The organism is Pseudoalteromonas sp. AWM4_233 (genome assembly GCF_056158285.1).
In genome coordinates, this window is record NZ_JBSWSZ010000001.1 from 1,023,394 (window position 1) to 1,047,730 (window position 24,337).

Here is a 24,337-nt window from a genome sequence, read left to right on the forward strand (position 1 = left end):
AGTTGTGGGCAGTGTATAGATTTTTATTTGAAGAGGGATGTGACAGATTGTCGCACCTAAGCAGGTTTTTAGGCACGACATCTTTGTTATTGATTTATATCAAATTAACTTGGAGTTAAACGCACTCCATGACTTTTAGCTGCTCGTTACCCCAAGCTAGAGCTTGATTGTATATTTCAGGCAGTAAATCGTTGCTAAACTTTATGCGTTCACAGTATTCACAGGTCAACTCCCAGTCTGCCTGCTCATAGGCTTTTATTAGGCCTAAGTATTGAGCAAGTATGCCTTGTTTCTGCACTAAGGCCTCTTTGATCAAATTACTTAAAGGCAACTTTTTCATAACGCCTTCCATACTTTCATCTAAAATCGCATCCATCAGTGACATCATGCCGACTAAAAAAGCCATGCCAGTGTCTTGGATCCCTTTGTGTTTTTGTGCGAGCAGTTCACAAAAGCGAGCACGAGTTAACGACAGTTTGATTAACTCGACAGGTTTTTCAGATGAAACTTGAGCAGCAAACAACAAAGATAAAAACTTTTTCAGTTCTTGGTTGCCAAGCACGACCACAGCTTGTTTGATTGTGCTTATTTCAGCACGGCGCTTGAAAGCTGCGGAATTTGAATAGCGAAGTAACTTATAAGATAAGTTGACGTCTCTTTCAAAAACAGAGGTGATTTTTTTGATATCTACATCAACTACAGAGGTTTCATAAAGCAACTCTGCAAGTGCCATTTCTGAAGGCGGTAGGGATTTGCTTTTCACCATTTCAGGTTTTGCAAAAAAGTAGCCTTGAAAGTAACTAAAGCCAAGTGCCACGGCCTTTTCAAATTGCTCATTGGTCTCAACTTTTTCAGCAACGAGCTTAATATTCTTAAAGTCTTTGGTGGCCTCAATAAGTTCAGCAATTTCTGCATCTGAGGTGATCAGGAGGTCGACTTTAATTTGGTCTATGTATGGATAAAAATGACGCCACACTTTTTGGTGTTTGTAGTCATCGAGGGCTAGAGTATAACCTTTACTTTTTAGCTCTTGAACTGCAGCAAGTAACCGTTTACCAGGTTGAACGGTTTCTAGAATTTCTATAACGACTTGTTCACTGGGTAACATGGTTGGGTAACCTTTGAGAATGGTATCCAGTGTAAAATTAATGTAAGCAGGTTTGTTGTCCGTTAAGTCTTCTAAACCAAAATTGAACTGACTGCCTTCAATAAGCTTAGAGGTGGCTTCATCTCCGTCTATATTGGGGAAAACATTATCTACGCCATCGCGAAACAGTAGCTCATAACCCATAAGCTGTTTGTTTTGGTCAAAAATAGGTTGTCGGGCTGCATAAAAATACATGTACTACTGATCCTGTTACTTACTTTTACATCGTAAATATAAAATATAATGCGTATTAAATCATTAACTAATTTGCAGTTAACAACCCAATGTTAATCCTTTGTTCCTAGTTTGGTGTGTGCTTTTGATGTTAACCGCACGTGGCTGGGGTTAGTTTTTCATACATGTTATAGTCATCTTCATAATAAGATTAATATTTATTCACCAACCAAGATTCTCTTAATGAGTAAATGGAGGTAAGTTTTGGAAACAGGTACTTTAGTATCTCTTGTATTATATTTTATCGTGATGTTAGGTATTGGCTTGTATGCTTATCGTAAGTCAACCAGTGATGTTTCAGGCTATATGCTAGGTGGGCGCAGTTTACCTCCTAGTGTAGCGGCACTTTCTGCCGGCGCTTCAGACATGAGTGGTTGGATTTTGATGGGCTTACCGGGCGCAATGTTCGTGACCGGTTTCAGCAGCACTTGGATTGCGACAGGTTTAGTGATAGGGGCTTGGTTAAACTACTTATTAGTTGCCCCAAGGCTGCGTGTTTATACTGAAGTTGCGAACGACGCCATCACCATTCCTGATTATTTTGCCAATCGCTTTGAAGATAGAGGCAATGCGCTAAGAATTGTGTCGGCTTTAGTCATTATCATTTTCTTTACTTTATACACTTCTTCAGGTGTTGTAGCTGGCGGTAAGCTGTTTGAGAACTCATTTGGTATGAGTTACGAGTCGGGTTTATATATTACAACGGGAGTAGTAGTACTTTATACTTTATTTGGTGGTTTCCTAGCAGTAAGCCTAACAGACTTTGTACAGGGCTGTATTATGTTCATTGCACTGGTTTTAGTGCCTTTAGTGACTTTCTCCCTTCTGGAAAACCCCTTATCTTCTACGCTTAATGAGCTGAACCCTGAAATGTTAACTTGGATTGGTGCTGGTGGTGCAATTGGTGTTATCTCAGCGATGTCTTGGGGCTTAGGCTACTTTGGTCAGCCACATATCATTGTACGTTTTATGTCAGTCAGAAGCGTAAAAGATATGCCAGTAGCACGTCGCATTGGTATGAGCTGGATGATAATTGCAGCCTTGGGTGCTGTCTTTACTGGCCTTTTTGGTGCTGCATATGCCTATGAGAAAAATCTTGTTGTTGACGATCCTGAAACAATATTTTTGATTTTGTCACAGTTATTATTCCATCCACTTATAGCAGGTTTCTTACTGGCGGCTATTTTGGCAGCAATTATGAGTACAATTTCTTCTCAGTTATTGGTGAGTTCAAGTTCATTAACAGAAGACTTTTACAAAATCTTTATCCGACGTGACGCCACGGATAAAGAACTTGTATTAGTGGGTCGCATCAGTGTGGCGCTGGTTGCATTGTGTGCCATCTATTTGGCGTATGACCGTGACAGCTCAATTTTAGACTTGGTAAGTAATGCGTGGGCAGGATTCGGTGCAGCATTTGGTCCGCTAGTATTATTTAGTTTACTTTGGAAACGCATGAACTTTGCTGGTGCATTAGCTGGTATGTTAGTTGGAGCGGGCACCGTTCTTATTTGGATTTATGCGCCGATCCAAATTAATGGTCAGTCTTTAAGTAGCTTAATTTATGAAATCGTACCTGGCTTTATTCTTTCTTCAATAGCTATTGTGGTAGTGAGCTTAATCACTGACGAACCATCTTCGCAAATCAGAGATAAATTCGCTGAGTATGAACAAGAGTTAAATGCATAGTTTGTTTCTTAAGTAATGAGAAGGGAGCGATATGCTCCCTTTTTTTGTTTTTACTCACTACTGATTGATAACCTTTTACTTAATGGATCTTAAACCCCTTCACAATTTCAGATAATTGATGACTGGCTTGTTTTAAACTTAAGCTGGCTTCAGTAAGTGCATGTGTCGTTTCTAGAGAGTGATCGGTGGCTTCTGATAGGTCGGTTATACGAATATTTACTTCCTGTGCAGCTGTGCTTTGCTCTTCTGTTGCACGTGCTATATGGCTATTCATATCTGTAATTGACATGATGAGTCGCTCTATTTCATTTAACACTTCATCGGCTTCTGCGACTTGCTTTACTGTATTTTCAGAGATTTGCTGACTCGCCTGTACAGCACTCACCGCTTCCTGAGCACCTTTTTGCAATTTCTCAATCATGGTTTGAATTTCGTCAGTGCTTTGCCCTGTACGGCTAGCAAGGGTTCTTACTTCATCAGCTACAACTGCAAAGCCACGACCTTGCTCACCCGCTCTGGCTGCCTCTATTGCTGCATTTAAGGCCAGTAAATTGGTTTGTTCTGATATTCCTCTAATTACATCTAGTACAGAGCCTATATTATTACTTTCTTCAGCAAGTACTGTTGTGACTTCACTGACTTCTTGAATGTTACTCGATAAGGTTTCTATTGCATTGATAGTTTTCGCGACGACTTGCTTACCATTGTTACTGTTCTTAAGCGCGTCATTAGCTGCATGTTCTGCGGCTTCGGCATTTTCGCTTACTTCCCTGATCTGCATACTCATCTGTTCAACCGCAGTGGCAACTTGTCGACTATTATCATTTTGATGTTCAATATGATTCAAATTGACTTTACCTGTTTCATCTACTGAGTTTGAAAGTCGTTCGACCTCAGTCGCACTGTGAGAAACGCGCTCTATAGAGTGGCGCATTTTTTCAGTATAGGCGTTAAAGTAATTCGCTAATTGTGATATCTCGTCTTTGCCTGACTCATCTAGCCGTTGGGTGAGATCACCTTCGCCATGGGAAATGTTCTTCATCATTTCAGTCGCTAAATTGACGGGGTTGAGAATACTATTGCTAATTAAAGAAATCAGTGCGGCTAAAATGATAAGCAAGACAACTACATCAATAATCATTAAATTTCTAAGTTCTGCAAAGTCTTCTTCAATGGAATCAAGATAAACACCAGAGCCCAAAATCCATTGCCAAGGTGCAAACCCTTTAACATAAGAGATTTTGTCTACAGGATCATCAAAACCTGGTTTTGGCCATTTATAAGGCACAAACCCTTCACCTTGTTGACGGACAATTTTGACCATTTCCATAAATAGGTATGTGCCATCAGGGTCTTTACTCGCTGAGAGTGACTTGCCGACTAATTGCGGTTTCATTGGATGCATAACCATATTAGGGTTGTAATCATTGATCCAATAGTAATTGTCAGTGTCGTAGCGGAGCTTAGAAATAGCATCAAGGGCTGCTTTTTGAGCTTGCTCTTGAGTCAACTCACCAGATTGTTGCAAGTCGTGAAAATGCTCTATGATGCCAAAGGTGTTCTCCACGAGGTTTTTGGTTTTTTCATATTGTTGCTGTTCTAGACTAGAAAATTGCTGTGGTAGACTCGTTAAACTTAGTAATACTAGGCCCAATGTGACCACGCCAAGTATCATCAGCAGCCGTTGAAATATTGAGAAGTTTCTTAAAAACTGCATACATTCACCACCTTTTTATATTTAAACTTGTCTAAGCTACGCAAAACAGCTTTTGCGCGAAGAAGCATGCCTTTAGATCTGTATCTATTAATAAAATTTAGCTTAGTTTAGAGATTTGATTTTGTCACAAATTGAGTGATCAAATATATTCAAAACAGGGGTTTATAGTGTTTTTTTATTCTAGATCAAGGCAATAGGAGATTGGTCTTAAGCCAAAAGTTGTATAGTGTTTTATATTACTAATTCTCAGTAATAATTAATCATTTTTAGGGACTAAAACTAACTCTAATTTTCCTTGCCTCAAAATAGACCGATAAATTAAGAGGATTGGTATAAATGAAAATGCAATAAAAAAGCCCTCAGAAGAGGGCTTTTGAAGACATAATTTTATCTAGACTCTAAACTGTTCTACAGACTGCCTCAGCTCTTCAGCGAGCTTAGCGACTTCTGAACTTGAAATCGAAGTCTGGTTCGAACCTTCAGCGGTTTGCTCGGCGATAGCAACAATAGATTCAAGACGTTCGCTGATCTCTTGGGCTACTTGTTGTTGCTCGTTAGCAGCATTTGAAATTTCTTCACTGACGTCATGAGCTTGAGAAACTGCTTGGGTTATACTGTTTAAGGCTTCGTTAGCTAAGTCACTCTGTTCAACACAAGAAACTGCTTGTTGCTTGCCTTTTGACATAGCGTTTACTGCTTCTTCAGCACCCGCTTGCAGAGATTCAATCATTGATTGGATCTCTTGAGTCGACTCTTGAGTTTTGCTCGCCAGTGACCTAACTTCATCTGCAACAACGGCAAAGCCTCGTCCTTGTTCGCCCGCACGCGCAGCTTCGATGGCTGCATTTAGTGCAAGCAGGTTAGTTTGTTCAGCAATGCCTCGAATAACATCTAAAATACCACCAATAGATGCACTGTCTTGATGTAGCTTGTTGATAACACGAGATGCTTCGTCAACTTCAGATGCGAGTTGCTCAATTGTATGCTTGTTCTCATGTGAAATACCTTTCACACGCTCAGCCTCTTTGTCTGCATTCTTGATTTCTAGCAATGCCTGATGAGCGCTGTTACTGACACCATGAGAGGTACTGCTCATTTCTGTGGTCGCTGTTGCAGCTTGCTCAACTTGAGCCTGCTGACTCTTAATTGCTTGACTAGACTCTGTGGTGATCATAGATGTTTGCTCTGAAGCTGCAGCCAGTTGAGTAGAGCGAGATACAATACCAGTAATTAGCTCTCTTAAACTGGTGATAAGCGTGTTACAGCTTCGCGAAAGCTCGCCGAATTCATCTTGCGCGCTGTCATCTAAGCGTTGGGTCATGTCACCACTTGCAACTATGGTTAGGATCTTATTCACTTCCGCAAGCGGTTTGGTAATAAGTTGAACGGTCACATAAGCAACACCCACTGCTATAAGTGTTGCAGCAAGCATACCAACCCAAGTCCATAGATTAGCTGCACTCACATCATCACGCACGCCAGTCTGAAGCTCTAAAGCTACTTCATTTGCTAACGCTACTAGTTCAGAGAGTTGTTTTAATGCGGCCTCAGTAGCCAATTCTGAATCGTTAACAGCCTGTCGAGTTTTAGCTTCGGTTTGTAATAACGCACGTTTATTACCAGCTAAACCAGTTTGACCTTCAACTTGTTCCTTTAAATCACCATAATAGCCTTCTAAATCTTCTAAATAAGAAGGTTCGAGGGAGTTTACCGGACCTCTGATCAACTCTATATTTCGAGCAATTTCTTTGATAGCAAAGTTTTGCTCGTTAGCAATAATGTCAACGGTGTTTGCGTTATCAGCGGCAATTAGATCGTTACTGCTTGTAACTAAGTTAGAAAAGTGATTCTCAAGGCTTGATGCTGCTTGGAAAGCCCTTTGGCTAGTCGCTTTTAGTTCACCGATATCAAGGATATCAAGCACGCTCGTTGTGGCATCTTCTGCTGCTAGCTCTATTTCTTCAAGTTGCGTTACCAAATCTTTTTTAATTTGCAGGGTACTGGCTTTATCGTCTAACAGTAAATTTACAGTAGGTAGAAATTTGTCAAATGTATCACCTACTTTTTGCGCACGTTGAGATAAATCAGGGTTGCTTTGTACGACCTGTTCCAACTGACGGTAAGCGTTTTTGAAGTTTTTTTGCCGTTCTTCAAATTGAGACTTCAATTGAGCTAGCTCTGAAGGTTGGGATGCGAAAAAGCTACTCTGTGCGAGTTTACTCATCTGTGTGAACTCTACTTGTAGCTCAGAGCTATTAGTTAATGCTGGCAGAGAAAGGTTATTCACTTGCTGAGATGAGCTGTCAATATTTGCAATTCTCAGGAGAGAATTACCCCCAATCATAAGGAGTAACAAGGTGATGAAAATAAACCCACCCCAAATACGTTGACTAACAGTGAAATTCATATCGATTCCGTAAGTTGCTTAAGACAGTAAATATATCGGTCTGGTAACTGATAAGTTAAGTATTTTATAGCAGATGTAGCAAAATAATTCAGTAAAAAGGGAGGATTAACAAATTATTTGCTCAAATATCGTTCACCTGTATCAAGGTTCATTAAGGTCATGTTCCCACCCCAGACACAACCAGTGTCTAAAGCAAGCATGTTTTCAACATGGGTTACCCCATCAAGGGCTGCCCAGTGACCAAAGACATAACGATTTTTATCACTTTCAAAGCGCTCATGTCTAAACCAAGGCATTAGAGTACTTTGCTGAGGGCTGCCTTTTTCAAAAAAATTCAAGTTTCCTGATTGCTCTAAGAAACGCATTCTTGTGAAAACATTAACAGTGATTTTGAAATTTGTTAAAAAGTCTTTGCTTGGAGTATAGGCTGGATCTTTACTGCCATACATATTTTCAAAGAAGATATTTGCTTCATCACTTCGGTAGTTTTGCTCTGCAATATGTGCATAATTTAATGCTTGCTCGATACTCCAATGCGGGTGAATACCAGCGTGAGAGAGAAAGGTCGAGTGATCTTTTAGATAAACTGCGAGCGGTTGTGTTCTTAAATACGAAACATAGTTTTCGCAGAATTTACTTGAAAATACGGGGGCTAAATTGTCTTTTGGGTTTGGTTGCTTACCGAGGAGATAGCAAGCGATAAAGTGTAAGTCATGATTACCAAGAGTAACGGTTAAGGCATCTTGGTTTTGATATACAAAATCTAGGCAAGAGAGGGAGTCAGGTCCACGCGCAATAAGATCACCTACAAGGTATAGATGATCTTTACTTGGATTAAACCCGACTTCAGATAGCAGTTTTATGAAGGGGGTAAAACACCCTTGCAAATCGCCGACTGCGTAATTAGCCATGATTAATGCAAAATGTTTGGCCGAGAAAGCCTGAATACATCAATCGGGGCTTGAAACTCTGTACCAAACTCGTTTCTCATCACATAGTGCCCCTGCATCGTGCCAACCGGTGTGTCTAGCACCGCGCCACTGGTATAGGAATAAGATTCGCCAGGAGCAATAGTCGGACGTTCACCAACGACGCCTTCGCCCTCAACTTCAGTTTCTTTGCCATTCGCGTCAGTAATTAGCCAGTAGCGGCTCTCTAATTTTGCGTTACACAAACTATGATTTTTGATAGTGATAGTGTAGGCAAAAACATACTTATCTTTTTCTGGTTGAGATTGGTGCTCAACATACATGGTTTCTACAGACACCTTTATAGGTGATCCTAAGTTACTGCTTGTTGTCATAAATCCAATTTGCGATATCAATAAATTGAGTCAGAGATAAACTTTCTGCACGTAATGAAGGGTCGATGCCTAAGGCTGTGAGCTCATCCGCTGTTAACAGGTTTGAAAGACTATTACGCAGTGTTTTTCTGCGCTGGTTGAACGCCTCTAAGCATACAGTGTTCAATAACTTAGTGCTTTTCGCTGTTCGCTGCTCAGGCTTTTTAGGAATTAAGCGTACGACTGCAGAGTCAACTTTCGGGGCTGGTTTAAAGCACTCAGGCGGCACATCAATTACTGGCATTGCATGACAGTAATACTGTGTCATCACACTTAAACGACCGAACGCTTTAGAGCCTGGGCCTGCAACCATACGCTTAACGACTTCTTTTTGAAGCATAAAGTGCATATGTTCAATATTGTCTACAAACTCAAATAAATGGAATAGTAATGGCGTAGACACATTGTATGGTAGGTTACCGAAGACTTTTAACTTCTCGTCGTCACGGATAAGGCTTGCGAAGTCGAATTTCATCGCATCGCCCTGATGAACAGTTAATTTAGGTCCTAAGAAAGGATGTTGCGTTAATCTCTCTGCTAAGTCTTTATCTAGCTCGACAACGGTTAATTGACCACTTAAATCAGTGACTGGTTCAGTGATAGCACCTAAACCAGGGCCAATCTCAACCAAGTTATCTGAAGGTTTAGGGTCAATCGCGGTGACGATTTTGTCGATGATCATGTCATCGTGTAAAAAGTTTTGTCCAAAGCGTTTACGTGCTCTGTGACCTAAATGTACGTTATCTGTCATTAATTCATTGCTTTTTTTGAGGCGAGCGTGATAGCTTCGCGGATCGCTAAATCAAAACTACCGACTTCGATCTGCCCTGTGGCGGCTAAATCTAAAGCAGTACCATGATCAACGGATGTTCTAACGAAAGGCAAACCGAGTGTTATGTTCACTGAATTACCAAAGCCTTTGTATTTTAGCACAGGCAAGCCTTGATCGTGATACATTGCAAGCACCGCATCGGCATTATCTAGGTATTTAGCTTGAAAAAGTGTATCTGCTGGTAGAGGGCCAACAAGAGTCATGCCCTGACTATTGAGTGATTCAAGTGCAGGCTCAATCGTTTCAATTTCTTCTCGTCCTAGATGACCGCCTTCACCGGCATGAGGGTTGAGACCACAGACTAAGATTTTTGGTTGAGCAATACCGAATTTTGTTTGCAAGTCATGATTTAGAATATTGATAACTTTTGTAAGGCGGTCGTGCGTGATTGCTCTTGATACATAAGCAAGTGGTATATGAGTTGTAACAAGCGCGACTCTTAGTCCTTCAGTAGCCAGCATCATAACAACATCTTGCGTATTCGATTGTTGTGCAAAAAACTCAGTGTGGCCGCTAAAAGAGATACCTGCTTGGTTGATGATACCTTTATGAACCGGGCCAGTGACAACTGCGGCAAATGTGCCGTCCATATTCTTTTCAGATGCGACTCTGAGCGTCTCTAGTACGTATTGACCATTCGCTTCATTTAACTCGCCAGGTGTAACCTCAACGCCTTTATCAATTTGTAGATAAAATAAGCTACCGGCAGGGGCTGAACTAGGGGCGTCATTGTCTTTAAAAGGAATTAGGTTAATTGTTTCTCCTAATTCCTTTGCGCGCTTTTCTAAAATAGTTTTATCAACAACAGCGACGAGTTGTACAGGCCACGCTTTTTGTGCCAGCTTGATAACTAAATCAGGGCCAATGCCAGCTGGCTCACCCGGTGTTATAGCGATACGAATGGTCATATATTACCTATTCAGTAGGAAAAACATCGATATTTGCTTGCTCTCGCATTTCATTCATCCAACGCAAACTTTCTTCTTGAAACTTTCTGTTATAGAGGATGCCATGAGCACGATTTTTCTTAGCAAAATCAGTTTTATCAGCAACACGCTTATCGAGTAGTTGAACGATGTGCCAACCAAATGTTGATCTAAATGGTTCGCTGATTTCATTTTTATCAAGAGAAAGCAAAGTATCTCTAAACGCAGGCACGTATGTCGTAGGATCTGTCCAGTCATACTCACCGCCTTTTAATGCAGAGCCCGGGTCTTCAGAATGTTCTTTTGCTAATTCTGCGAAGTCAGCGTTACCTGCACGTAAGTCTTTAACAAAACCAGCAAGCATTGAGCGCGCTTTCTCTTCACTTAAGATAATAGAAGGCTTGATTAAGATATGGCGCGAGCGTACTTCAGTGGTTTCAACCACCTGTCTGCCACGAATATCTTGTACTTTTAAGATGTGGAAGCCGGCGCCTGAACGAAGTGGACCAATAATATCATCTTTCTTTTTACCTTTAACTGCTTCAGCAAACAGTGAAGGCATTTCATTGATCCCCATCCAACCTAGTTGACCACCATCAAGCGCTTTAGCGCCGCTAGAAGAGGCAATCGCAATGCGTTTGAAGTCTTTGCCATCGTTAAGAAACTTAATAACGTTATTGGCTCGGTCTCTGGCATCTTCTAGTTCTTCAGGAGATGCTTTGCTTGGCACTTTTACTAAAATATGGCCAATGTCATATTCTTCAGACTGACCTGTTTGCTGCTCAAGAATGGTTTGTAAATTAGCGATTTCTTGAGGGTTAATATAGATACGGCGGTCGACGTTTGCGCGTCGCACCTGACTGATGGTGATTTCTTGCCTAATTTCTTCTCGATAGGCTTTGAAACTCTCACCGGTCGCTTCGATTGATTTTCTTAAATCAGCGATTGTTGCACCTTGTTCAGATGCAATATTTGCAAGCGTTTGGTCTAATTGAGCATCTGAGATTTCTAAGCCCATTCTTTCAGCTAGTTGTAATAATAGAGATTGGTCAACAAGCCTGTCTATTGCCTGTATACGTAGTGTATTATCAGAAGGTAACTGAGTATTTTGCTCTTTTGCTTGTTGTTTTACTCGAGAAATAACTTTATTTACTTCGCTTTGCAATACAACACCATCATTGACGGTTGCGACTACTTTATCTAATTGTACTCGCTCAGCTAATGCTGCTTGACTAAAACCTAACCCCATTAGGGCGGCGATTAACAACGTTTTTAAATTCATAATGCTCTATTATTTTACTAATTATTCAAAAAATAAGGTCGACGGTAGCCAAAAATACCCTGTTGTAGTAATCGGCTTACATCATAGCTTGATTTACCACCTAGCCCTTTGAGTACAAAGTTAAGACGAATGCTGGTATCAAACTGAGCCTCATCTTGGTTAATTGTTTTATTTAAATCGGTTTGAATTTGTCTATTACCAGTAAGCTGAACTGCCCAACAACAGCTTTCATATTGTAAACCGGCAAAAAGTTCAGTACTTCTCTTTGATACTAAATCTCTATGATAACTTGCAATAAATTGCCACTGTTGGTTTAGAGGCACGCTGGTAAAAAAACCAATTTGGTCTATTTCATACCCTGAGACATCGTTTGCATAACGATGGTTCAATTGTACAAGCTGATTTTTATCGCCTTTATAATCAATCGTTGCATGAGATTGAATTAATTGTTTGGTGTCAGCGTCGTATTGAATACCTGCAGACAAATACCATCTACGATGCCAATGTATCATGCTTTCTGCAGCAAACAAGGCATTATAGTTTGTTTTATTCAATGGATTCTGGCGAGTTGGCTTAACATTACTATCTAAATAAACTATTTGCCCAACACTTAAATTAAAGCGTTCTTGGTTTTTATTATCAAAAATACGTGTTGTTGCACCTATCGTAAATTGATTAGCTTGGGCAATGCGGTCGACACCTGAGAAACGTTGTTCTCTGAATAAGCCTGAAAAGTCATCCTGCATCTTAGTGGTATCGTATAGACCGATATTGTCTTGATCTTTTTTTGGTACGTATAAATATTGTAATTGAGGTTCAAGCGTTTGTACGCCGTTTTCCGCAACCAATTTGGTTGCGCGTTCAAGATTCATTTGTGCATGCAGTCTTAGTTTCGGCAAAGTCCTGCTTACTCGTTCATCAAATTGTGCTTCGTTGAAGCTTCCGTTTTGTTGATAGTAAGTATGTAGCAGGCTTGCCTCGGATAAAAATGACCAAGCAGTGTCATTGATTGCGAAACTGGCTTTGGGTTCAAGATGTAATCTTGAGGCGTCTGTAATCACCAATTCATCATTTTTAAAGTGGCTAAATTCACCAATGAGTGACCAATCAATGCCTTGCCAAGATATTGAATCGGTGGTGTGCCAAGAGAGTTGCGGTAGAGCTGCGTAGGATTCTTGGTGGTCGCCTAGTACTTCAAAATTTTGCACTTTCAATTGCGCAGACCAAATGTCACCGAGATAGTTTAAAGTTCCGGTTCGGTATAGTTGTGTGTCAGTGACATTACCATATTCTGAATTTAAATCTGTTAAATAGTTATCGTCACTGACGTTGGTAATATCAATGCTTGCGCGCCAATTTTCATTAAAGTAGCTATTTTGTTGCCAAAATAGCAAATAACGCTCTTCTAATTCAGGCTCTGAATCATCTTTCTCTAGTAGCTCCATAGCAAACAAGCCTGAGTGGCGTGGCGTTAGATACCTGAATTCAGTGTTAATTTGAACGCCCTTTTTAGACATATATCTCGGAGTGATAGTTGCGTCATAGTTAGGCGCGATATTCCAATAAAAAGGCGTTGAGAGCTCTAAACCATAGCGTTCAGAGCTTGATATGGTGGGTGCCAGAAGTCCGGTTTTTCGTCTATCGTCAATCGGAAAAGTAAAGTAAGGGATATAAATAACGGGCGTGTCTAAAATTCTGAGCACCGCATTATATGTTTCACCCCAGCCTTCGGTTTTCGACAAGCTAATTGTGCTTGCTTCGATGGACCAAAAAGGTTTATCTGACGGGCAAGTGGTAAAGCTTGCATTCAGCAGTTCGATGCTATTGTCGCGCGCAGATAATTGAGCTGCACCACCATGACCGAGTTGTTGAGTTAGTTGGTAGTCAGCACCCATTAAGTCGATATGGTAATTATTTAGATCTGCAAACAATCCGTTGCTTTTCACAAGGGTGTAAGGGTCTTGGTAGACTAGAGGCCCTTCGGCATTAAGTTGTAAGCTTTGTTTGTTAAACAGAGCTGAACTCGCAGAGAGTTGCATTTGCTCTGTGTTTATTACAACATTACCAGCGAATTGCGCACTCGACGTATTGTTAATATTTACTCGATCTGCACGAATGTCGATAGCGTTTTTTGGTAAACCTGTGAGTGGTTGCCACTGCTGAGGTAAATTATTATTTTGGCAAAGCAAAGGCCTTTCAATTTCTGTAGCTGCATATACAGCAGGACAGAGAGGAAATAGTGCCACGGTTAGCCAAACTTTGTTCATTAATTAACCTGTTTACCAGTTGTTACTTCAAGGACAGCACATCATAAAGTAAAACAGAGTTAAATTCAGTAATTAAGAATGTAAAATTGTGATAAAGAACGATAACAGAAAAACACAATTAGAAGCCTTTCTAATAAAATACTTAGGCCGCCAACCTTTTTCTTTTCATGCAATTACTTCAGACGCGAGTTTTAGGCAGTATTACCGAGTTGTAACCGATTCTGAGAATTTGATTTTAATGGATTCCCCTACAGATTTAATTGATAACCGACCATTCGTCGGGTTACAACATGATTTTGCTAAGGTGGGACTCATTGTGCCGCAAGTACTCGCTTCAGATTTCGAGTCTGGTTTTATTTTATTAAACGATTTGGGATCAGAGCACCTAGCAGATCGTTTAAGTTCGGATAGTCGAATGACAGACTACAAGGCCGTTTTATCTTTGTTACCACAAATTGCCTCTATATCACCCAGCCAGTGGATGAAACCGTACGACGACGATTTTATATGTTTAGAAATCAATATTTTCAAAGAGTGGTTGCTCGAGAAATGGCTAGGTTTAAGTGTATCGGCGGAGCATCAAAGACTTTGGCATGAACTGGTAACGAGTTTAATTGAGGTTATGCTACAGCAACCCCAAGTGACGATGCATCGGGATTTTCATTCTAGAAATATCATGAAAACGTCAGGTGGGTGGGCGTTAATTGACTTTCAAGACGCTGTTCAAGGTCCAATCAGTTATGATGCGGTCTCTTTGCTCAAAGACTGTTATTTCACTTTACCTGAGCATGAGTTTGAACAATTGCTTAAATACAACTACGAGCTGTTTTATAAACAAGATTTGATGGCTGATTTATCATTTGGACAATATTGCGACTACTTCCACCTGACTGGTTTACAACGGCATCTAAAAGCCGCAGGGATATTTTGCCGCTTGCTTCTGAGGGATGGTAAATCAGGGTATCTACAAAATATTTTACCAACATTAGATTATATTCTTGAAACAAGTAAACAGTATGAACAATTTCAATGGCTTGCAACTTGGCTCGACAATGAGATAATTCCTGCAGTTAAGCGTAAGTTAGAGCCGCAGACATGAAAGCAATGATCCTTGCAGCAGGTAGAGGCAAACGTATGATGCCTTTGACTGCTGAATTACCTAAACCCATGCTCGAAGTAAATGGGAAACCGTTAATTGAATACCATATCGAACGCTTAAAAGCGGCGGGGATCACAGAGATAGTCATTAATCTTGCCTGGCAAGGGGACAAAATAGAGCAATATTTTGGTGATGGCTTGCAATTAGGCGTCAAGATTGAGTACAGCTATGAGCCTGAAGGGGGTTTAGAAACGGCCGGTGGTATCATCAATGCGTTATCAATTTTATGTAAAGCATGTGATAAGTTTATCGTCATCAACGGGGATATTTTTACTGACTACGGTGTACACGCTCTAACGCAGCTGGTGTTGCAAGAAGGCGAAGCACACATTGTTTTAGTCGAAAACCCAGTGCATCATCCAGATGGTGACTTTACTTTGGGATTAGCGAACCAAACACAGAAGTATACCTTTTCAGGTATAGGCCTTTACCATCAATCTTTTTTCGATACTTACGACAATCAATTTCTAGCTTTAGGACCTCTGCTGAGACAAGGTATCGAAGAAGGGCGAGTATCACGTGAGTTATATTTGCATGTATGGTCGGATATTGGCACACCAGAGAGACTAGAGGAAATCAACAAGCAATTAGGAACTGCATATGTGGGGTAAGCTACTAGGTACGTGTTTTGGCTTTATGTTTGGTCGTTGGCTTGGCGCGGCGCTTGGTTTTTGGCTTGGCCACTTATTTGATAAAAGCTTAAAGCAGGACTTTGACAAAGCCGGTGGCTTTCAGGGCTTTTTTGATAAAGACGAGTTAGATCAGCGTCAAGCATTATTCTTCTCTAGCTGCTTTGCGGTCATGGGTCACATTGCAAAGTCTAACGGACGTGTCAGTGAAATTCATATTAAAGCTGCCACTGCATTTATGGATGAAATGGGTTTACACGGTGAAGAGAGGAAAGAGGCACAGAATGCATTTCGTTCAGGAAAATCGAGCGAGTTTTCATTAAAAGAGTCAATTCGAGATGTAAAAGAAGTATTTGGCCGTCGTTATGACTTACTTCAGCTGTTTTTAGAAATTCAAATTCAAATGGCTTTTTCGGACGGTCACTTAGCAGAGCAAGAAAAGCAACTTTTACAGCAAGTAAGCCGCTTGCTTGGTTTATCAAGCCGACACTTTCAATTCTTACTAAACCGATATCAAGCAGAATTTCAATTTAGAAAACAAAGAAGTCAGCAACATAGCCATCAATCAAGCTATCAGTCTGAACAGCAATCTGATTATAGACACAAAGCGGCACCACCATCTTTAAATCGGGACAACGCGCTTGCTGTGCTGGGTCTAACTAAAAATGCCAGTGAAAAAGATATCAAACGTGCTTATCGAAAACTCATGTCACAACATCATCCAGATAAGCTGGTTTCACAAGGCTTACCGCCTCATATGATGGAAATTGCAAAACAAAAAAGCCAGGATATTCAGTCTGCGTATGAATTTCTTAAGGCTAAGTAACATTTATAGATGACTGAGAAAACCGTTCACTTCTTTTCTCAGTCTTTGGTGTTGCCTCAGCTCGTGACTTAGCCCAAACAGCTCCCTTTGTCTGTAATCGTACTTACTGTTTCTCTTTGCCCAGCGCTTTCTATTCGAAATACTCTGCGTGACCGCAGGCCCATCATTGCTATAAAAAATATCTAGCAAAGGAGGGCTAACAAGGGAAAATGTTGCGGCTAAATCTTTATTGCGTTTTGGATGGGGGAGATGCGCGCTGATAGTGACTAATGCATCAACGGGAAGCTGCGGTTGCTCTGATATCAGCTCTGCAAATACGCCCGCACTGGTACCGAGCGCTATAACCACAATATGTTCATCAGGCATTTTGCTCAGCTCCTGTGTCAATGCTTGAAAACGTGCAGCCAGCTCATTCTTGTATTCGTTAAGCATGCTTTCAGATTGAAAAAACACCGCTTTAGCAAATGGATTAGGTTGTTGCTCTTGTGTAAAGTCAGGTATTTCTAAAGATTCAAATAGCACTGCTGGTGAAGGCAAAACATACGTATCGTAGCCATCATCAGCGAGGGCCTGTTGTAAAAATTGGCTTCCATTTGAAGACAGCAGTGAGTGGCCAATATCAGGTAAGATAATCGCTATGCCACGTTTGGTTGCATTCATATAGGTTTGAAATAACACATCTAAGGGTTGCTCGTTAACCGTGATATTGATGATATTACTGGCATCTATATAATTTTTCAGATCTTGTTGGTGCCACACTTTGGGTTCCGTAGGTATTACATGCTCACTCGGTGCTGCGTTGAGCGCAGGCGTGGCAAATAGCAACATCATAAATGCAATAAAATAGGGCATAGTGATTTTAATTGGTTTACATAATTACATTATCGGGCAATGTAAGCATTACTTTAGAAACATAATTTGCATTATCGAAGCTGAGAGTGGTTCTTGTCTAAACCAATTTAGGATAATATGACTCGCTGTTTTGATTAGGAGAAAAGGACACTATGTCGCAGTTGCAAAGTAAGCGTGACTTTTTATTTTTATTTTTGAAAGGTGCTGGCATGGGGGCCGCTGATGTTGTGCCAGGCGTATCGGGTGGTACGATAGCATTTATTACTGGCATCTATACCAGATTATTAAATGCCATAAAAAGTGTTAATTTAGATGCACTTTTATTACTTAAAAAAGAAGGCATTAAAGCCACTTGGCGCTATATAGACGGGACCTTCTTAGTGACGCTTTTCGCTGGACTATTAACAAGCGCCGCTTCTTTAGCAAAACTGATCACCTACTTACTGGAACATCATAAACTACTTGTGTGGGCATTTTTCTTCGGCTTGATCATTGCCTCTTTTATCTATGTTGCAAAGCAAGTTAAAGCTTGGAATCTAAAGACAGTGACAAGTTGTCTTTTAGGCGCGTTAATCGCATACGCTATTACGTCAATGTCACCTGCTGAAGCGAATCCGAGTTGGTGGTTTTATTTTGTTGCCGGCTCGATTGCCATTTGTGCGATGATCTTACCTGGTATATCGGGCAGTTTTATATTATTGCTATTGGGAATGTACGGCCATGTTCTGACAGCCGTGACAGAAAAACAATTTGCGTTAATTGCCTTATTCTTGATGGGCTGTGTTGTTGGCCTGATGGTCTTTTCTCGTTTTCTGGCTTGGTTATTGAGTCGCTTTGAGCAGTTAACTTTTGCATTATTGGCAGGCTTTTTAGTTGGCTCTTTGAATCTACTTTGGCCGTGGAAACAAGTGCTGACGACTTACACTAATTCAAAGGGCATTGAAAAGCCGCTCATGCAGCAAAATATTTCGCCTTCAGAATTTGCAACATTAAATGGGCAAGACCCAATGACATTGTTATGTATTGCGCTTGCCATTACTGGGTTGGTATTAATTTTAGCTATTGAAAAATTAACCGCGGAAAAATAGTAAATATAGACTTCTGTACAATTGGTAATCACTGCCGTTGTGCTATTTTATTGCCTACTTAAATACTCTCTTTTGACTATCATAGTAGGCAATAACATGTCCTTTCGGCGCTATACACTTCTACTTCTATTAGCTTTGATAGCTAGCTTTACTCCTTCAGTTTGGGCAGCAGGTGCTCACTTAGACTTAACAAATTCTGCGGTAGGTTTTGCTGCAATCGCAATTTTTATTCTGGCTTATACCCTAGTTATGTTGGAAGAAAAGTTACATTTGAGAAAGTCTAAGCCTGTGCTGGTGGGTGCAGGTTTAATCTGGATCCTCATTGGCAGCTTTTACGTCAGTGAAAATATCCCTCATGTTACCGAAGAGGCATTTAGACATAATTTACTCGAATTCGCAGAGCTGATGCTGTTCTTGTTGGTAGCAATGACCTATATCAATGCTCTTGAAGAACGCCGAGTTTTTGATGCTTTAAGAGCTTGGATGATCCGCAAAGGCTTTAACTATAAAAATCTATTTTGGATCACGGGCTTTTTATCATTCTTTATTTCACCCATTGCGGATAACTTAACTACCGCGCTATTGATGTGTGCCGTGGTGATGAAAGTGGCTGAAGGTGATAAACCCTTTATCAATATATCTTGTATCAATATTGTCATTGCAGCTAATGCTGGTGGGGCATTCAGCCCGTTTGGAGATATTACGACCTTGATGGTTTGGCAAGCAGGTATGGTGACATTTGGTGAGTTCTTAGTCTTATTTATACCTTCTTTAGCAAACTTCTTAGTTCCTGCGGCTATTATGAGTTTTTATGTAGAGAACAAACAACCAACAGCGGCTTATGAAGAAGTTGAATTAAAACGCGGTGCCTTACGTATTTTGTCATTATTTTTATTTACCGTGGCAACAGCAGTTGCGTGCCATAGTTTCTTACACCTTCCACCGGTATTAGGCATGATGATGGGGCTAGGTTATCTTCAGTTTTTTGGTTATTTCCTAAGAGTAACATTACCGGGGTCTTTGGCTCGCAAAAAAGCACTGGCAGAACAACAGGGTGATAAGGAACGTTTAGCGAGATTAGGCAGTGTCGTGCCGTTTGATGTATTTAGCAAAGTGTCGCGTGCGGAGTGGGATACATTATTGTTTTTCTACGGTATTGTGATGTGTGTTGGTGGGCTAGGGTTCTTGGGCTATTTGAGCTTGATGTCTGAAGTACTGTACGGAGGTTGGTCAACAACCGCTGCGAATGTGTTTCTTGGTGTCATCTCGGCTGTGATTGATAATATTCCGGTGATGTTTGCAGTACTCACAATGCAGCCAGAAATGTCACATGGTCAATGGTTGTTAATTACTTTGACTGCAGGCGTTGGTGGTAGCTTGTTATCAATTGGTTCAGCGGCGGGTGTGGCACTGATGGGGCAAGCTCGAGGTTATTATACTTTCTTTGGTCATCTTAAATGGACCCCAGTTATTGCACTGGGGTATGCAGTAAGCATTGTTTTACACTTATGGCTAAATGCTGACCTATTTTAAATAGTGGGTGAGTGGACCTGTGTGGGCGTTGACTAGTTCATCGCTCACTGGTTTATTTATTGAAACAGCTTTATTTAGGTCAGTTTTGGTCAGTTGCGCTGCACTTAAGCCAAGCATAACCTTATCTTCACCCTTGATTAAGGCATCAACAGCTTGTAGTCCAAGTTGAGTGGCAAGCACTCTATCTTCAGGGACGGGGTCTCCCCCTCTTTGCGTATGACCCAAAATACAAATTGCACTTTCAATGTTCCCCTGAGACTTTAATTGCTCTTGAAGGGCATTAGCACCACCAGGCCATAAGTTCTCTGCTAGTACAATTAAATAACTTGCATGGCGATTTAGCTGTTGTTTCTGTATTTTCTCAATTAGGTCTTCGAGTATGATGTCGTGTTTTTCATTGCTGTAATTCTCGAATGAAAAAATGCTCTCAGCACCACAAGATAAGCCAACTTGAAAGGCGATATGGCCACTGTGTCTACCCATAACCTCTACAATAAACACTCTATCAAATGCGTTAGCGGTATCTCTGATTTTATCTATTGCTTGCGTTGCGGTATTAACCGCAGTCGCAAAACCTATGGTTTTATCACAGCCATAAAGGTCATTATCTATGGTGCCAGGTAAGCCAATAACTTGACCATGCCAATGGGCCTTAATTGCTAATAAGCCATGAAATGAGCCATCTCCCCCAATTACGATTAGGGCGTCAATTTCGTGCTTTAATAGCGTGTTACATGCTTGCTTTACACCTGAGTTAGTCATCATGGCAGGACAACGCGCACTTTTTAATAGGGTGCCACCATTCTTTATTTCGGCATTGACTAATTGGCTAGATAAAGGAAGCAGGTGGTCTTCTATTAGGCCGTTATAACCATGATAAAAACCAAAACAAGATAAATTGTTATATTCACAATTAAGCACAATTGCACGAATAGCAGCGTTCATGCCTGGGGCATCACCACCGCTGGTGAGTAAAGCGACTTTTTTCATATTGATAGTCTTCATACGAAGGGGAGGTGGAATGGCCCTCGTCAGATAACGAGGGAGGCCATTACACGTATACTCAGGTTATTAAAGATTCGCTAGTGCTTCTTTCTGAGCTGTAGGTAGGTTATCAACAACAATCTGATAAGAGTCATCGATAAACTTTTTGATTTCGTCTTCAGGTACCGTGCCATCAAGGACAATCGTATTCCAAAGGCGTTTATTCATGTGATAACCCGGCAAAATTGATTCGTACTTATCTCTAAGTATTAATGCCTCGTCAGGATCACACTTCACATTTAACCAAAAAACAGGCTCATTGTTTTCGTCTAGCTGACCTTCTTTACCTTCGTAAAGGGTGGCAAACATCTTATGTTGCACTTTGTAAACATCGCTATCCTGCGAAAAAGGCTGCGTTATAAACGCGCCTGGTTTACTTTGCAAATAATCATGTACGCTTTGTTTATTCATAGCTCTTATCCTTGAAGTAACTATTAATTAAAACCACATGGTTTGAGTTTAGCACTTAATTCGTAAAGACAATAATCTTAAGAAAAAACATTTTAGTCTGTTTACTGAGCTTGCTTACACAATTGGGTAAACTGGGAACTCAGTTTGCTCGAAAGTGATGAGCAATAGTCAATAAACGCCTTTCTTTACACTCACAAAACCTGTGCGTAAAAACTGTGCTAAAACCTCGCCATGACGACCAGTTTAAATTTCACTTAACCTCACTATAAATCAGTTAGTTATGAAAAAATGAATAAAATACCATTTTAAGAGTGAAATTATGGCTTGGTATTAAATGAAATAATGCAATATTTTGCAACAATTAAACGTTTTTTTGTGCTTCTTTTATGCTGGTTGCTGTATAATTCGCCAGTTTGAAGGGGAGTGCTAATGTTAGTGATGTTTTGTTTGCTTTTAAGTGCAATGGCCATTTATTGCGAAACTATTCGCCTAGGCATGCCGACAAAGCGTTGGGTTGCATTTAGTTTGGCTGTTGGTCCTATTTGTTGGGTGTTTTTGAGAGTGCATTACAGAATGGCTATTTTAAGAAATATGCAAATGGGAAAACTAAAGTGCTTTAAGGTAACCTGAACAGCTAGCTAACTACTTTTAAATCTGGTTTAACTTGTTTATTTTTGACAACTCTTTGTTGTTTCAAAAACTCAGTAAACTCCTCAGCTGAAAGGGGCTTAGAGTAATAGTACCCTTGTACAGTTTGGCAATTTAACTCTTCTAATATTGCCAGTTGCTCTGCCTTTTCAACACCTTCTGCGACAACGTGTAACTCTAGGTTTTGAGCTATTGTTACAATCGAGTCTACCATATTCCGACCACGCTCATTGTGCATGTCGTCGACAAAAGCTTTATCGACTTTTAACGTATTCAGAGGAAACTGCTTTAGATAAGCCAGTGATGAATAACCTGTACCAAAGTCATCAATCGCCAGGTGAATACCTCTGGCACTGAGCGAGCGCATAATATTAATGGCTTCTTGTGGGTCGTCCATGACTGTACCTTCAGTGATTTCAAGCTCAAGAAAGTAAGAGGGCAAATGGTTTTTCTGTAAGATGATATCGATGCGCGTGGTAAGGTCGGGCAAGCTAAATTGCTTTGCAGATAAATTAACGGCAACGCGGCCGTCAAATAAATCTTGATCTATCCATCGTTTTACATCTTTACAAGCTTTGTCGAGCACGACCTCACCAATATCAATGATTTGTCCTGTTTCTTCTGCGATAGGAATAAACACACCTGGGCTTATAATGCCTTTTTTAGGGGTAATAAAACGGACTAGCGCTTCCATGCCGACAAGCAGACCTGATTTGATGTCCATTTTAGGCTGGTAATAAACGACAAAATGATCTTCTTTTAAACCAAAACGCATCAGGTTTTCGATTTGTAACCGTTTAACGGCTTGTTCGTTCATAGAGTCGTTAAAGAATAAGTAGTGGTTACCTTTTTGTTTTGCATGATACATGGCTGTATCTGCATTCTTAAGTAAGATTTCTGGCGTTGCTCCATCTTCAGGAAATAGCACAATGCCAACGGAAGAGGTGATCACGAGTTCATGGTTGGCCATTTTAAATGGCGTTGCAATGGCTGCCAAAAACTGCTTTGCAGTTTTGGTAATGGTGTGAATATCATTCGTGCCGGTCATCACCAAGGCGAATTCATCGCCGCCTAGACGGTAAAAGGTGTCTTGTTGTCGAGCTAGTTTGTTGAGGCGCATTGCCAGCTTTGCAAGCAAGCTATCTCCGAGTTGATGACCCAGTGAGTCATTAATCTTTTTAAAGTTGTCTAAATCAAAGACCAGTAGAGCATGATGAACATCTTGTTGCGCTAATTTTTTTAAGTTAGTGAAAAATAAGTTCCTATTCGGCAGACCTGTTGTTCTATCTCTGTTGGAGAGATTATGTAGCTGCGACTCTGCTTTTTTACGCTCGGTTAAATCTGAGAAAATAACAACATAGTTTGTTACCTGGCCATGACTATTCTTTATTTCGTCGATGCTGACTTCGATTGGCAATAGGGTATTCTTAAAGTTCCTGAGCTTTAATTCTTCCTGCCAGTGCTCAGACTCTTTTAGGTTTGCTTTTACCTCACGGATATATCTTTCATCATATCCAGGAAGGTTAAATTGCTTTCCGAGGTAGTGAGTTCTTAACCCCCCAAAGAGTTTTAAATAGCTAGGGTTGACGTCTACAAGCTGGTAATTTTTGTCATAAATGGCAATGGCGTCAGTCAGGGATTCGACACATTTAGCAAATAAGTTGAGTCGCTCTTCGGTACTTTTTAGGTGGCTAATATCACGTACCGTGCCTGTCATTCTTACAGGGTTTAAATTGGCGTCTTTTTCAATGATTTTTCCGCGATCTAACACCCAGTGGTATTGATCTAAGGTATCTTTTAGGCGATAACTGGCTTCAAAAAAAGCCGTTTGTTCAGCAAAGTGTTGCTTAAGTAATTTGTCTACTAAGGGAAGATCTTGAGGGTGTATACGGTGCGTGTTGGGTAAAAAATGTGCATTTTTTTCTGGCTGGTCTTGGCATACCATGTATTTATCGTTTATACGTATGATTTCCCCTGAGCTGATGTTCCAGTCCCATAGCGTATCACCACTGCCTTCAACAGTCCGTTTTAAGCGTAATTCAGACATAGCTAAGTCTTGCTGTGAACGCTTTAGCCTACGGTTTATAAATAGCAAATAGGTGGTGAATAATGTCATTAAGCCCACAGGAGCAAGCCAATAAATATTAGCTCCCAGGCTCTGTTGATTAAACTCCAATGCCATCAATGGCATGCTAAATAATGAGCTTAATAACGCTATGAACATCATTATTGTTATATTTTTAATCATAGATGTTTATTTCTCAGAACAACGCCTAATCTAATCTATGCTGAACTGAGAGTAAA

At 40.5% G+C, this 24,337-nt stretch carries 19 protein-coding genes; 6 read left to right on the forward strand and 13 right to left on the reverse strand.

Annotated elements, in window-relative coordinates; translation table 11 throughout:
• Positions 1-115: 115 nt before the first annotated feature.
• Positions 116-1,342, reverse strand: coding sequence for an EAL and HDOD domain-containing protein (locus tag ACXAC4_RS04555; protein ID WP_475159339.1), 1,227 nt, complete (start codon positions 1,340-1,342; stop codon positions 116-118).
• A 243-nt stretch (positions 1,343-1,585) separates the two neighbouring features.
• Between ACXAC4_RS04555 and putP the strand changes: the two genes are divergently transcribed.
• Positions 1,586-3,070, forward strand: a complete 1,485-nt coding sequence (gene putP, locus ACXAC4_RS04560) for a sodium/proline symporter PutP (RefSeq protein ID WP_475159341.1) — start codon at positions 1,586-1,588, stop codon at positions 3,068-3,070.
• A gap of 79 nt (positions 3,071-3,149) precedes the next feature.
• On the opposite strand, the gene ACXAC4_RS04565 is transcribed toward putP, so the two are convergent.
• From ACXAC4_RS04565 to lptD, 8 genes are all read right to left on the reverse strand, one after another.
• Positions 3,150-4,787 (reverse strand): methyl-accepting chemotaxis protein, encoded by a 1,638-nt coding sequence (locus tag ACXAC4_RS04565; RefSeq protein WP_475159343.1) that lies wholly within the window; start codon positions 4,785-4,787, stop codon positions 3,150-3,152.
• A gap of 391 nt (positions 4,788-5,178) precedes the next feature.
• Positions 5,179-7,194, reverse strand: a complete 2,016-nt coding sequence (locus ACXAC4_RS04570) for a HAMP domain-containing methyl-accepting chemotaxis protein (protein ID WP_475159345.1) — start codon at positions 7,192-7,194, stop codon at positions 5,179-5,181.
• Between the two features lie 113 nt (positions 7,195-7,307).
• On the reverse strand, positions 7,308-8,105 hold the full coding sequence (locus ACXAC4_RS04575) for a symmetrical bis(5'-nucleosyl)-tetraphosphatase (protein WP_475159347.1): 798 nt from the start codon (positions 8,103-8,105) through the stop codon (positions 7,308-7,310).
• 2 nt (positions 8,106-8,107) lie between these two features.
• A complete protein-coding gene (gene apaG / locus ACXAC4_RS04580; RefSeq protein ID WP_138483307.1) occupies positions 8,108-8,497 on the reverse strand; it encodes a Co2+/Mg2+ efflux protein ApaG in 390 nt (129 codons plus the stop codon).
• Complete coding sequence (gene rsmA / locus ACXAC4_RS04585) at positions 8,481-9,287, reverse strand: 16S rRNA (adenine(1518)-N(6)/adenine(1519)-N(6))-dimethyltransferase RsmA (protein ID WP_138483305.1); 807 nt, start codon at positions 9,285-9,287, stop codon at positions 8,481-8,483. The genes apaG and rsmA overlap by 17 nt, the downstream gene beginning before the upstream one ends.
• Positions 9,287-10,276 (reverse strand): 4-hydroxythreonine-4-phosphate dehydrogenase PdxA, encoded by a 990-nt coding sequence (gene pdxA / locus ACXAC4_RS04590; RefSeq protein WP_475159351.1) that lies wholly within the window; start codon positions 10,274-10,276, stop codon positions 9,287-9,289. Before pdxA ends, rsmA begins: the two co-directional genes overlap by 1 nt.
• Positions 10,277-10,283: 7 nt before the next feature.
• Positions 10,284-11,576, reverse strand: coding sequence for a peptidylprolyl isomerase SurA (surA, locus tag ACXAC4_RS04595; RefSeq protein ID WP_138483301.1), 1,293 nt, complete (start codon positions 11,574-11,576; stop codon positions 10,284-10,286).
• Positions 11,577-11,593: 17 nt separating this feature from the next.
• Positions 11,594-13,843 carry an LPS assembly protein LptD gene (gene lptD / locus ACXAC4_RS04600; protein WP_475159356.1) on the reverse strand — a complete coding sequence of 750 codons (2,250 nt, stop codon included), beginning with the start codon at positions 13,841-13,843 and terminating at the stop codon, positions 11,594-11,596.
• A gap of 88 nt (positions 13,844-13,931) precedes the next feature.
• Here lptD and ACXAC4_RS04605 point away from each other — a divergent pair, with 88 nt between their 5' ends.
• Genes ACXAC4_RS04605 through djlA form a run of 3 tightly spaced genes read left to right on the forward strand, consistent with a single transcriptional unit; the run spans position 13,932 to position 16,457 of the window.
• A complete protein-coding gene (locus ACXAC4_RS04605; RefSeq protein ID WP_475159359.1) occupies positions 13,932-14,942 on the forward strand; it encodes an aminoglycoside phosphotransferase family protein in 1,011 nt (336 codons plus the stop codon).
• A complete protein-coding gene (gene murU, locus ACXAC4_RS04610) occupies positions 14,939-15,613 on the forward strand; it encodes an N-acetylmuramate alpha-1-phosphate uridylyltransferase MurU (RefSeq protein WP_475159363.1) in 675 nt (224 codons plus the stop codon). The genes ACXAC4_RS04605 and murU overlap by 4 nt, the downstream gene beginning before the upstream one ends.
• Entirely contained in the window at positions 15,603-16,457 is an 855-nt protein-coding gene (gene djlA / locus ACXAC4_RS04615) for a co-chaperone DjlA (protein WP_475159365.1), read from the forward strand. Before murU ends, djlA begins: the two co-directional genes overlap by 11 nt.
• Before the next feature lie 3 nt (positions 16,458-16,460).
• Here djlA and ACXAC4_RS04620 read toward each other — a convergent pair whose 3' ends face one another.
• Entirely contained in the window at positions 16,461-17,309 is an 849-nt protein-coding gene (locus ACXAC4_RS04620) for a DUF3530 family protein (protein ID WP_349287196.1), read from the reverse strand.
• 152 nt (positions 17,310-17,461) lie between these two features.
• Between ACXAC4_RS04620 and ACXAC4_RS04625 the strand changes: the two genes are divergently transcribed.
• On the forward strand, positions 17,462-18,397 hold the full coding sequence (locus tag ACXAC4_RS04625; protein WP_349287197.1) for a polyprenyl-phosphate transporter: 936 nt from the start codon (positions 17,462-17,464) through the stop codon (positions 18,395-18,397).
• A 96-nt stretch (positions 18,398-18,493) separates the two neighbouring features.
• The gene (nhaD, locus tag ACXAC4_RS04630; protein WP_421965100.1) at positions 18,494-19,930 is read left to right on the forward strand and encodes a sodium:proton antiporter NhaD; all 1,437 of its coding nucleotides are present in this window, start codon (positions 18,494-18,496) and stop codon (positions 19,928-19,930) included.
• Here the strand turns inward: nhaD and ACXAC4_RS04635 are convergent.
• From ACXAC4_RS04635 to ACXAC4_RS04645, 3 genes are all read right to left on the reverse strand, one after another.
• On the reverse strand, positions 19,922-20,920 hold the full coding sequence (locus ACXAC4_RS04635; protein WP_475159369.1) for an ATP-dependent 6-phosphofructokinase: 999 nt from the start codon (positions 20,918-20,920) through the stop codon (positions 19,922-19,924). The genes nhaD and ACXAC4_RS04635 overlap by 9 nt on opposite strands.
• A gap of 81 nt (positions 20,921-21,001) precedes the next feature.
• Positions 21,002-21,385: an MmcQ/YjbR family DNA-binding protein gene (locus ACXAC4_RS04640; RefSeq protein ID WP_349287201.1), complete on the reverse strand. Its 384-nt coding sequence runs from the start codon at positions 21,383-21,385 to the stop codon at positions 21,002-21,004.
• Between the two features lie 634 nt (positions 21,386-22,019).
• Entirely contained in the window at positions 22,020-24,281 is a 2,262-nt protein-coding gene (locus ACXAC4_RS04645) for a putative bifunctional diguanylate cyclase/phosphodiesterase (protein ID WP_475159373.1), read from the reverse strand.
• Positions 24,282-24,337 lie beyond the last annotated feature (56 nt).

Excerpts from the sequence above, each read along its gene's own strand:
- ACXAC4_RS04555 (WP_475159339.1), bottom strand. The coding sequence starts at position 1,342 with ATGTATTTTTATGCAGCCCGACAACCTATTTTTGACCAAAACAAACAG.
- ACXAC4_RS04565 (WP_475159343.1), bottom strand. The coding sequence starts at position 4,787 with ATGCAGTTTTTAAGAAACTTCTCAATATTTCAACGGCTGCTGATGATA.
- ACXAC4_RS04570 (WP_475159345.1), bottom strand. The coding sequence starts at position 7,194 with ATGAATTTCACTGTTAGTCAACGTATTTGGGGTGGGTTTATTTTCATC.
- ACXAC4_RS04575 (WP_475159347.1), bottom strand. The coding sequence starts at position 8,105 with ATGGCTAATTACGCAGTCGGCGATTTGCAAGGGTGTTTTACCCCCTTC.
- apaG (WP_138483307.1), bottom strand. The coding sequence starts at position 8,497 with ATGACAACAAGCAGTAACTTAGGATCACCTATAAAGGTGTCTGTAGAA.
- rsmA (WP_138483305.1), bottom strand. The coding sequence starts at position 9,287 with ATGACAGATAACGTACATTTAGGTCACAGAGCACGTAAACGCTTTGGA.
- pdxA (WP_475159351.1), bottom strand. The coding sequence starts at position 10,276 with ATGACCATTCGTATCGCTATAACACCGGGTGAGCCAGCTGGCATTGGC.
- surA (WP_138483301.1), bottom strand. The coding sequence starts at position 11,576 with ATGAATTTAAAAACGTTGTTAATCGCCGCCCTAATGGGGTTAGGTTTT.
- lptD (WP_475159356.1), bottom strand. The coding sequence starts at position 13,843 with ATGAACAAAGTTTGGCTAACCGTGGCACTATTTCCTCTCTGTCCTGCT.
- murU (WP_475159363.1), top strand. The coding sequence starts at position 14,939 with ATGAAAGCAATGATCCTTGCAGCAGGTAGAGGCAAACGTATGATGCCT.
- djlA (WP_475159365.1), top strand. The coding sequence starts at position 15,603 with ATGTGGGGTAAGCTACTAGGTACGTGTTTTGGCTTTATGTTTGGTCGT.
- ACXAC4_RS04620 (WP_349287196.1), bottom strand. The coding sequence starts at position 17,309 with ATGCCCTATTTTATTGCATTTATGATGTTGCTATTTGCCACGCCTGCG.
- ACXAC4_RS04625 (WP_349287197.1), top strand. The coding sequence starts at position 17,462 with ATGTCGCAGTTGCAAAGTAAGCGTGACTTTTTATTTTTATTTTTGAAA.
- nhaD (WP_421965100.1), top strand. The coding sequence starts at position 18,494 with ATGTCCTTTCGGCGCTATACACTTCTACTTCTATTAGCTTTGATAGCT.
- ACXAC4_RS04635 (WP_475159369.1), bottom strand. The coding sequence starts at position 20,920 with ATGAAAAAAGTCGCTTTACTCACCAGCGGTGGTGATGCCCCAGGCATG.
- ACXAC4_RS04640 (WP_349287201.1), bottom strand. The coding sequence starts at position 21,385 with ATGAATAAACAAAGCGTACATGATTATTTGCAAAGTAAACCAGGCGCG.
- ACXAC4_RS04645 (WP_475159373.1), bottom strand. The coding sequence starts at position 24,281 with ATGATTAAAAATATAACAATAATGATGTTCATAGCGTTATTAAGCTCA.